Origin of the sequence: Desulfonatronospira sp., assembly GCA_003563255.1 — a bacterium.
In the GTDB taxonomy this organism is placed as follows: Bacteria; Desulfobacterota; Desulfovibrionia; order Desulfovibrionales; family Desulfonatronovibrionaceae; genus Desulfonatronospira.
In genome coordinates this window covers 1-9767 of the sequence record PWSL01000482.1, presented here as the reverse complement: position 1 = coordinate 9767, position 9767 = coordinate 1, and the positions used below count along the sequence as shown (strand labels likewise).

At 53.8% G+C, this 9767-nt stretch carries 10 protein-coding genes; 5 read left to right on the top strand and 5 right to left on the bottom strand.

What is annotated here, in order from left to right; genetic code table 11:
• The 3 genes from QZP87_RS14220 to QZP87_RS14210 form a co-directional block, all read right to left on the bottom strand.
• The coding region (locus QZP87_RS14220; protein ID WP_291323584.1) for an ABC transporter permease at positions 1 to 426 on the bottom strand (426 nt) is incomplete at its 3' end.
• A gap of 111 nt (positions 427 to 537) precedes the next feature.
• The gene (locus QZP87_RS14215; RefSeq protein WP_291323583.1) at positions 538 to 1353 is read right to left on the bottom strand and encodes a substrate-binding domain-containing protein; all 816 of its coding nucleotides are present in this window, start codon (positions 1351 to 1353) and stop codon (positions 538 to 540) included.
• A 379-nt stretch (positions 1354 to 1732) separates the two neighbouring features.
• Entirely contained in the window at positions 1733 to 2101 is a 369-nt protein-coding gene (locus tag QZP87_RS14210) for a LysR family transcriptional regulator (protein ID WP_291323582.1), read from the bottom strand.
• Between the two features lie 57 nt (positions 2102 to 2158).
• Here QZP87_RS14210 and QZP87_RS14205 point away from each other — a divergent pair, with 57 nt between their 5' ends.
• From QZP87_RS14205 to trpS, 4 genes are all read left to right on the top strand, one after another.
• Positions 2159 to 2578 (top strand): hotdog fold thioesterase, encoded by a 420-nt coding sequence (locus tag QZP87_RS14205; protein WP_291323581.1) that lies wholly within the window; start codon positions 2159 to 2161, stop codon positions 2576 to 2578.
• 25 nt (positions 2579 to 2603) lie between these two features.
• Positions 2604 to 2792, top strand: a complete 189-nt coding sequence (locus QZP87_RS14200; protein ID WP_291323580.1) for a hypothetical protein — start codon at positions 2604 to 2606, stop codon at positions 2790 to 2792.
• A 103-nt stretch (positions 2793 to 2895) separates the two neighbouring features.
• Positions 2896 to 3552: a site-2 protease family protein gene (locus QZP87_RS14195; RefSeq protein WP_291323579.1), complete on the top strand. Its 657-nt coding sequence runs from the start codon at positions 2896 to 2898 to the stop codon at positions 3550 to 3552.
• Positions 3553 to 3710: 158 nt separating this feature from the next.
• Positions 3711 to 4709, top strand: a complete 999-nt coding sequence (gene trpS / locus QZP87_RS14190) for a tryptophan--tRNA ligase (RefSeq protein ID WP_291323578.1) — start codon at positions 3711 to 3713, stop codon at positions 4707 to 4709.
• Between the two features lie 89 nt (positions 4710 to 4798).
• Here the strand turns inward: trpS and QZP87_RS14185 are convergent, their stop codons facing one another.
• Positions 4799 to 4969, bottom strand: a complete 171-nt coding sequence (locus QZP87_RS14185; protein WP_291323577.1) for a zinc ribbon domain-containing protein — start codon at positions 4967 to 4969, stop codon at positions 4799 to 4801.
• A 293-nt stretch (positions 4970 to 5262) separates the two neighbouring features.
• Positions 5263 to 6666 (bottom strand): radical SAM protein, encoded by a 1404-nt coding sequence (locus QZP87_RS14180; RefSeq protein ID WP_291323576.1) that lies wholly within the window; start codon positions 6664 to 6666, stop codon positions 5263 to 5265.
• A 450-nt stretch (positions 6667 to 7116) separates the two neighbouring features.
• On the opposite strand from QZP87_RS14180, the gene QZP87_RS14175 reads away from it, so the two are divergent.
• The coding region (locus QZP87_RS14175; RefSeq protein ID WP_291323575.1) for an acyl-CoA dehydratase activase at positions 7117 to 9767 on the top strand (2651 nt) is incomplete at its 3' end.

Genomic DNA, 9767 nt, shown 5'->3' with positions numbered 1-9767 from the left:
CAGGTTCGCCCCCAGGGTCATGGCCGTGCGCCTGTAGCGGGAATCTATCCGGCTGACCGCTGCCAGGGTGAAGGTGGCCACCCAGGGCGTGATGAGAATAACCTGGCCGACTACTATAGCCCAGGGGGTATACAGCATGCCCAGGTCCCCGAGGATGCCCCGCCTGGACAGAAAAGCGTAGACAAGCAGACCGATAACCACTGTGGGCAGGGCAAGCAGGGTATTCAGGATGGTGATTACAGCCCTTTTTCCCCGGAACTCTTTAACCGCCACCAGAAAACCCAGAGGAATACCCAGAACGGCAGCTACAAGGGTGGAGAAGAAGCTTACATACAGGGATACGTAAACGATAAAATACAGCTCCGGATCCAGGGACCAGAGCATACGCACCGCTTCAGCCAGGCTGCTGATTAAAAAGCCTTCCATTAAATTAAATAAACCCTTTGATATCAATTATTGCTGTTCACCGGAATATCCAAAAAATCCGGTGAACAGATTTTTGAGATGAATTGTAACAGTCCGGGTTCAGGTTATTTTCTACTTTGCATCTGGAATAAAAAGCTGTGAGCCAAGAAGTTCGTAGGACCCAATGACCTCCTGTCCACGCTCGGAAACCAGCCACTCCGCGAATTCCTTAGCCAGATCATATTTCACGTGGGGGTGTTTCTCCGGGTTAACCGGAATCACCCCGTAAGGGTTCTCCAGCATGTCTCCGCCCTCGTAAACGATCTCCAGATCATATTCTGCATCCCTGCCGTACTTGTACTGCAGATAGGTTCCCCTGTCCGCAAGAACGTAGCCGTTCTTTTCCTCGGCAAAGAGCAGCGCTACTCCCATGCCCTGGCCTATGGAAAAATACCAGCCCGCTCCGTCTGCCGGCTCACTGGACCCGGTAATCTCCAGCCCGCTTTCTTCCCAGAGCTGTTTTTCCCTGCCGTGGGTACCGCTGTCATCCCCTCTGGAAACAAAAGGCTCCCCGGCCTCGGCAATAAGCCTCATGGCCTCGGCAACGTCTGCAGCGTCCCCGATGCCTGCCGGATCCTCTTCAGGCCCGACAATAATAAAATCGTTGTACATTACATAATAGCGCCTGGTGCCGTAGCCATCTTCTACAAACTGATTTTCCCTTTCCACATCATGGACCATGACCACGTCGGCATTGCCGTCCATGCCATCACGCAGGGCGGCGCCGGTACCCTTGGACATGACCCGCACTGTTATTCCGGTATCTGCCTTAAACTCCGGAAGAAGGTGGTCCAGCAGTCCCGAAGCCTCGGTGCTGGTGGTGGTGCTCATAGTAATGACCTTATCACTGGCAAAAGCCTGTCCAGCAAATACTGTGCATACAAGCATGCAAACTGCCAGAGTAAAAATGCTGCAAATCTTTTTCATCTTTAACCCTCCCCGTAAAAAATTACTGCGGTTTCCAGATATGAAACCCTTCAAGACAGGGCTCCTTGCACTGAAAAGTATTTTTCAGAAACCACCGGTCCGGCGGCCCTGACCACCAGGACCGCCCAAACCCGGCTGCATACAGGCCTACCCCTTGAGGATTTCAAGCCTCGAAAACAGGTACTTCCTGTTTTCATAAAGGTCTGTATAGCAGGAAATAAAAACCTGTAAATTTATGTTAAAAAAAACATACGCTGGTAGGCACTGTGTTCTGAATAAAAAAGTTGATTACAGGGGAAGGCTATAAGGCAGGGCAAATGCTTTCAGGCAGTTTTTACATTTACTTTTCAGGCCCGGCACCTTTAAATAATTCCTGAAGTTCCCGGGCCTCTTTCCCGGCAATGGTCTTCATCCTGTTGCGCCAGGAATTGAAGGCCTTTAAAATCTCCCTGGCCCTGGAAGTAAGCTCGTAACGCCGGGGCTGCTCACCGCTTAGGACCACCAGGTCAAAGCCCAGGATATCCTGGGTCTTTTTCAATTTGCCCCAGGCCGCACGATAGGACATACCCAGGCTTTTGGCCGCCTGACGCAGGGATCCGTGCTCTTCAATACCTTCCAAAAGCAGCGCCCTGCCCTGACAGAAAATGGTCTCACTGCCTGTATGGAGCCAGACGCTCAGGCCCACATCGTAGTTGCTGTTGCTTTTCATGACATCTCCATTACCAGAGCTATTTTTCAGGTTGCCAAATCCGGCTTGCGGGGTTATATGACTCTGATGTCAGCCGTCAAGGAATTTATAAACGAACATGACCGGTATGCCCGTATATCAGGAATCGAACTTGTGGAAGTTGACCAGGGAAGCGCCCTGGCTCAAATGACAGTCCAGGACATGCATTTGAACGGCCTGGACATGGTGCACGGCGGAGCATTGTTTACCCTTGCGGACCTGGCCTTTGCCGCGGCTTCCAATTCCCGCGGCCAGGCCGCCGTGGGAATCAACGCTTCAATAAACTACATCCGTCCTGCCAAGGCCGGCACTCTTCTGTCTGCAAGGGCCAGGGAGGTGTTTTCCCATAAGACCCTGTCCGGGTACAGTGTGGAAGTCAAGAACGATCAGGACAAACTCGTGGCAACTTTTCAGGGGACCGCCTATAAAAAGGATTTCCCCCTGGTTGCAGAGGCATAACCTTTAAAGCTGTCAGGAAGCAGATATGTCTATTCGCCATCTGGCACAGGAAATTTATCAATTGGAAAAGGAGCTTTCCAGGCTCAAAAAGGTCCAGGCCGCAGCCTCCAGCCAGGATATGCAGGATCTGAGCTTTGAAATCAGCAGGGTGCAGAAGCGGCGCGACGAGCTTAAAGCCCGCCTGGAAGCTCGAAAGGAAAAACCCAGGTTTTAAAACCGGTTGCGCTCACCCTTTCTTTTTTTGAGCCTGGTGTAGTGGTGAATTACCCCACAGAATTCAGCGACAAGCATAAACCCATCAACAAAAAGACAAAAACATGTTTGATATTTCTTACTTAGTCAACCAGGTAATCCCCATGGTTATCCCCCTACTTCTGGGGATCACCCTGCATGAAGTGGCCCACGGCTACACAGCATTCCGCTTCGGCGATCCTACAGCGAAAAACGCAGGGCGTCTCTCGTTGAACCCTGTACGGCATGTCGATCCCTTCGGCACAGTTCTTCTTCCCTTGCTGCTTATACTCATGAAAAGTCCTTTTTTGATCGGCTGGGCCAAGCCTGTGCCCTTCAACCCCTCTTATTTTCAGGATCCTAGAAAAGGCATTTTCTGGGTATCCCTGGCAGGTCCTTCGGCAAACTTCGCGTTGGCTTTTGGCTTTTTCCTTGTTCTGCAGTCCCTGATAATAATGCAGCCCATACTGGATGCCGGCAACTCCGGATACCTGCAGCCGGTCATAATGGTTGCTTATTTCGGGATATTCATAAATGTCATCCTTGGTATTTTCAACCTGTTCCCAATCCCGCCCCTGGACGGCAGCAAGGTACTTGCAACTTTTCTGCCCGGGCGTATGGCCGGACAGTACATGCAGTTGGAAAAATTCGGCTTCATCATTATTATCCTTCTGCTTATTCTGGGTGTCTTTCAGGCCGTCTTTGGCTACGTGATATATTTCATTAACAGCCTGCTGTTCTGAAAATCCAGTAAGTTTTTGCCCGCATATCCCTCTATCGCTTTATATATGGCACGGGGACCGGCTCTTAAATCCATAGACAGATACTATTTTATAAGTTTCGCTGTAGTGTTAACAATTTCCGATACCTTTTTTACTCAAGGCAGGCAGGTAGTAAACCTATGCGACAAGGCGGTGAAAAACGGGTGGTGTCCGGGATGCGGCCCACAGGACCTCTACATCTGGGACATTATTTCGGAGTGCTGAGAAACTGGGTGGATTTTCAGGAAAACTATACCTGCTACTATTTTGTGGCGGACTGGCACGCCCTGACCAGCGAGTACGCTGAACCAAAAATTATCAAGCCCTTTGTGGCAGAGTTGATGAAAGACTGGATCGCCTCCGGCCTGGACCCGGAAAAATGCGTCCTGTTTCAGCAGTCCCTCATCAAAGAACATGCCGAGCTGAGCCTGCTCTTAAGCATGATCACCCCCCTGGGCTGGCTGGAGCGCAACCCCACCTACAAGGAAATAAGACAGGAACTTATCAACAAGGACCTGAACACCCACGGCTTTCTGGGATATCCGGTCCTTCAGGCCGCAGACATTCTCTGTTACCGCCCTGACTTCGTTCCGGTTGGACATGACCAGCTTCCCCACCTGGAGCTGACCCGGGAAATAGCCCGGCGCTTCAATCATCTTTACGGGGACTACTTCCCTGAACCCCAGGCCAAGCTGACCGAATCAGCCAGGCTCCCCGGCCTTGACGGCCGTAAAATGAGCAAAAGCTATGGCAACTGCATCTATCTGGGTGAAGAAATGGCAACCATCCGGCCCAAGGTCATGAGCATGCTCACCGACACCAACCGAATGCGTAAAACGGATCCAGGGAATCCTGAGGTCTGCAACCTGTACCCTTATCACCGGCTTATGACCCCTGGAGATATTTGCCAGGAAATCCAGGAAAACTGTACCCAGGCCAAATGGGGCTGCGTGGACTGTAAAAAGGTGCTTTTGACCCACCTGGAAGCATTCCTGGCACCCATACAGGAGAGAAGGAGGCGGATGGATGACCACCCGGAGCTTATAAGGGAGATCCTGGAAACCGGCAATACCCAGGCCAGGCAGGAAGCCTGCCTGACCATGGATTCAGCCCGGGCCATGCTTGGATTCGATTTTTAAAATACTGACTCTGATATTTAGTGGACGCGGAGCGTCTGGCAGATGTTCCCACGCAGAGCGTGGGAACAAATAAATCATCCAGTCTGACATCAGCTCTTTCTCGAGGTTTTGGCCTCGAACATTGAAATCCTGCGTTCAGTGTTGCTGCTGTCGCAGTTCTTACATTTGTGCTGTTCACTTTGCTTCTCGTACTCGGACAAGCGCATCTGGACCTCAAACTCCCTGTTACAGTCTTTGCAGTAAAATTCATATACCGGCATGATGTTACCTCCTGGTTTAACCTGCATATCTGTCTAGCGCTTTTTAGGTAAGCAGGGGACAGGCACACCCGCACTTATTTTTCTGAAGGATGATTGACAAGTTTAAAAATAAGTGCGGGGAGAGCCAGTCCCCTGCCATATGCAAAGCGCTGAACAGATACAAACTACCTGAAAAAACATACAGTCGCAGCAAATACTATAAGTAATGTCTGCGTTTTTGCAAGCCTCAATCCCTCCAGCAATCTTTCAAAGCAGGACACTTCCACCCCGTATTTTCCCCTCTGGAAATCCATTCACCTCTTCATAACCTGCCTGACCCTGTGGGCTGCAAGGTTCCAGGCTATGCCCGGCAGCAGCTTCAAAGCTCCGTGCTTCCTGAATTTGTTTCCCAGCTTCAGGATCTGCCGGGTACTGTAAAAATCCCGGTAAAGCCGGCGGCGCAGCTTTCTCAGCTGCTTGGGAGGGCAGTGGTCGGAATAGATCTTGCCTTTGGGGTTTATGTGATAGCCCGGTGTTTGGGCCACCAGCTCATCCAGCCCGGAATACGGGTTGTGGCGCAAAGTGGATAGAGAGATAGAATCCATCCCGATTTCTCTGGCAAAGGGTGCTGTCTGGAGCATTTCATCCACGCTTTCGCCAATGTTGCCCAGTATGAAATAACCGTGCTTGATCATGGTGCTATCCTGGAGAACTTTGCAGTAACTGCGGATCTGCCGGGTGGTAAATCCTTTGCGCATGGCCTTGAGAGTTTTGTCGTGAGCCGATTCAACCCCCAAGAGGAGTATGGCGAAACCCGCCTGTTCCATTTTCCGGATCAATGCCGGATGCCGGGCGATTTCCAGCCTGGCGTTGATCACGTATTTTTTCTTTATCCCCCTTTTCAGCAGCTGATCACAGATATTTTCAACCCGGGAAAGATCATGGGTGAACAGGTCGTCGGTAAAGGCCACCAAAGGTGCGCTGATGCTTTCCAGCTCATCCACAACGCTTTCCGGGGACCTGGCCGTCCATTTGCGTTTGATGCCCCATGGATTCCTGTTGAAAGAACAGAAGGTGCAGTTGAATGGACACCCCCGAGATCCGGCGAGCATGTCCACCTCCAGCCCGGTCCCGATTCCCCTGATCTGCACATCATATTTTTGCCTCCGCCTGCTCCTGCAGGGCTGCAGCCTGTCCAGGATGGATCCGGGTTCACGGTTGGGATTATGGATTATCCGGCCATCCCGCCTGAAGCTGAGCCCGCTGATCCGGTGCCAGGGGACCTGCCTGCAGATTTCGAGCATGATTTCTTCCCCGTCTCCCCTGACCACTGCATCCAGGCCGGGAATATGTTCCAGCCACTGGTCCGGAGCTTCTGTAGCATATCTGCCTCCGGCAATAAGCGTAATTTCAGAATCTATAGAGGAGAGCTCCCTGGCAACAAAGTCCCTTTCCAGGTCCCAGTTTACAGAGAAGCACACCAGGTCTGTGCTGCTTCTGATAAAATCTGAGGCATGGCCGGGATAGCGTCTTAGGTCCACCATCTCGAGCTCGGAGGCGAAAGGTTCAATTACCGCGGCGATATGTTCCAGACCCAGGGGAGGCAGAAAACCCAGTTCCTTGAGCTCTCTGCGGTAAGGATACACGCAGAGCACATGCCTGTAAGTACTGGATCCTTCCTCTCCCGGGTTTGTAAGTAGCAATGATTCTTCAGTCATGAAATGTCCGCCTTCAGCTCAGGATTTCAACAGTAAGTCACTGACGGACACAGTCCGCCTGTGACATCATTTAACGAAGGCAGGGGCCTGGCACCGCACATATATTATTAACCTGAATCCGCGAACTTCTTTTTTTTTTCGACTTAAGTCCCTGCAGGTTCCAGGGGTTGGCAAAATGGCTGCAACCTGGGGGACTGGCTCTCCCCGCACTTATTTTTAAACATGCCAATCATCCTTCAGAAAAATAAGTGCGGGGGTGCCTGTCCCCTGCTTTCCTTAAATGCTTTCCTTAAAAGCGCTAAACAGATACAAAGCCATAATGATTCCGCCAGCCTCTGGACCAAAGTCAATCCTTGCTTTATTATCAGGTTTAACGCATTCGCATTTCGTGTAAGGCAGCTGCCGGGTGACGCTGCGTCAAAGTTTTTTATTATACAAAATGAGATCAGGATGTCTATAGATAATCAAAAGCACGGCCCGCATGTGCTGGGCCTGGATATCGGCTCGGTTTCGGCGGGCATGGTTGTCCTGGACCGGGGGGGAAACGTGGTGGAGACTTCTTACAGGTTTCATCACGGCAACATCGCAGCAACAGTGCAGGAGATGCTGGACGGCCTGCACACCCGCGAGCCGGCTGCTGTGGCGGTCACGGACCAGACTCCCGGGTTTATCCGGGCAAATCATCGCTGCGACGACCGTGTGGCGGTGATTGAGGCCGCCAGACACCTGCACGGCCGGGTGGGAAGTATTCTGCATGTGGGCGGGGAAAAATTCGCCATGCTCTTTTTTGAACACGGGCGGTACAAGGGGCTTAAGACCAACACCTCCTGTGCTGCCGGTACGGGCAGTTTTCTGGATCAGCAGGCCGGGCGTCTGAAGCTTTCCGGCATAGAAGAGCTGGCCGCCACAGCTGCATCAAGCCGGCAGGAACCGCCGCGCATCGCCTCCAGGTGCGCGGTGTTCGCCAAGACGGACCTTATCCACGCCCAGCAGGAGGGCTACAGCCTGGCGGCCATTTGCGACGGTCTCTGCCGCGGTCTGGCCGCCAATATCGCCAACACGGTATTCAAGCATGAAAAACCAGCCTCCCCTGTGATTTTCTGCGGGGGAGTGGCCAGAAACCAGGCCGTGGTGGAGCACATGGCTGCCATGCTGGGCAGCCGCCCGGTGGTGGACGACATGGCCCACCTGTACGGGGCCCTGGGGGCAGCAGTGCAGATGCTTGAGCGCCGGGTTCCCGGAAGTGAGCTTCTGGATGCCGGGTCGATAATCTGCACCGGAGAAGAGTCAAAACATTACGGCCATCCTCCCCTGGAACTGGTCCAGTCCCAGTATCCAGACTTTGACTCCAGGGAGTCCTTTGAATTTCACCCGGAACAGACCCCGGACGGGGATATGGTGGAAGTGGATATATATCAGGCCCTGGAGAAGGACCGCACATACCAGGTCTACCTCGGACTGGACATAGGTTCCACCAGTACCAAGGCGGTGTGGATGCGCCGGGATAAAAAGGTCCTGGCCGGTTTCTACACCAGGACCGCGGGCAGGCCGGTACAGGCCATGCAGGTCCTTTTGGAGGCCATGGAGCACGTGGCCCGGCAAAAGGGCGTGCATCTGCAGGTCCAGGCCATGGGCACCACCGGGTCGGGACGCAAATTTGTGGGTGCCCTGGCCGGGGCGGACCTGGTCCTGGACGAGATAACCGCCCATGCCAGGGCTGCCCTGGAGCTGCACCCGGAGGTGGATACCATAATCGAGATCGGGGGCCAGGATTCCAAGTTCACCACCCTGAAAAACGGGGAGGTGACCTTCTCCATAATGAATACGGTCTGTGCCGCCGGAACAGGCAGCTTCATCGAGGAGCAGGCGGAAAAGCTGGGCATCCCCCTGCAGGAATACTCCGGCAGGACCAGGGAGGTCAGCTCCCCCATTGCCAGTGATCGCTGCACAGTGTTTATGGAGCGCGATATCAACTATTACCTGGGCCGGGGCTACACCGTAAACGAGGTCCTTACCGCTGCCCTGCATGCTGTGCGGGAGAACTACCTGAACAAGGTGGCCGTGGAAAGCCTCATTGGGAAAGTAATCTGTTTTCAGGGGGCCACGGCCAAAAACCGGGCCCTGGTGGCCGCCTTTGAACAGCGCCTGGACCGTCCCATTCATGTCTCGGCCTTCTGCCACCTGACCGGAGCCCTGGGAGTGGCCCTGCACCTTCTGGACGAGGGTGTCCGGCAGAGCGGTTTCCAGGGCCTGGAGCTGTACAGGCAGGAGATTCCTGTACGCTCCGAGGTGTGCGGGATCTGCACCAATCACTGCAAGATTACCGTGGCTGACATGCCGGCCGGGCCGGTGGCCTTCGGGTTTTTATGCGGAAGGGACTACGATACCAGACATTACGTGGACAACAACCTGGCCGGCCTGGACCTGGTCCGCACCCATCGCGCTACATTTCCCGCCGGAAACCGGGTAGAGGACCCCGGCGCAGTCACCGTGGGCATCCCCACAGCGGTATACATGAGAGAAGACCTGTCCATGTGGGTGGACTTCTTCAACCGCCTGGGCATGGCCACCATCACCGGGGACAAAGCGGTTCAGGAGGCCCTGAAGCGGGGCAAGGCCCTTACCGGGGCTGAATTCTGCGCCCCCATGACCGCCCTGCACGGCCAGGCCGAGGCCCTGGCTGGACAGGCCGATTATATTTTCCTGCCCTACTACCTGGAGCACCGGGACAAGGACGGGGAGAGCAGACGCCAGCTCTGCTATTATTCCCAGTATGCCCCGACCCTGGCCGCCTCCGTGGGAACTGAGATCCGGGACAAGCTGATTTCTCCAGTGCTCGAGTACCTTTATTCAGGGCTTTTCCAGCGCATGGAGCTTTTTCGGGCAGTAAGCAGTATGAACCCGGACAAAGGATTCTGGGAGGTGGTCAGGGCCTTTGAAAAGGCCAGGTCCGCCAGGGAAATGGCCCGGCAGAAATGGTGCGGGACTTTCAACGAGCATTATTCTCAGGCCCGGGACATAAGCGTCATGCTATTGGGCCGCCCCTACACCGTGCTGGACCCGGAGCTGAACAAGAAGATCCCCCAGATGTTCTCCAGGAT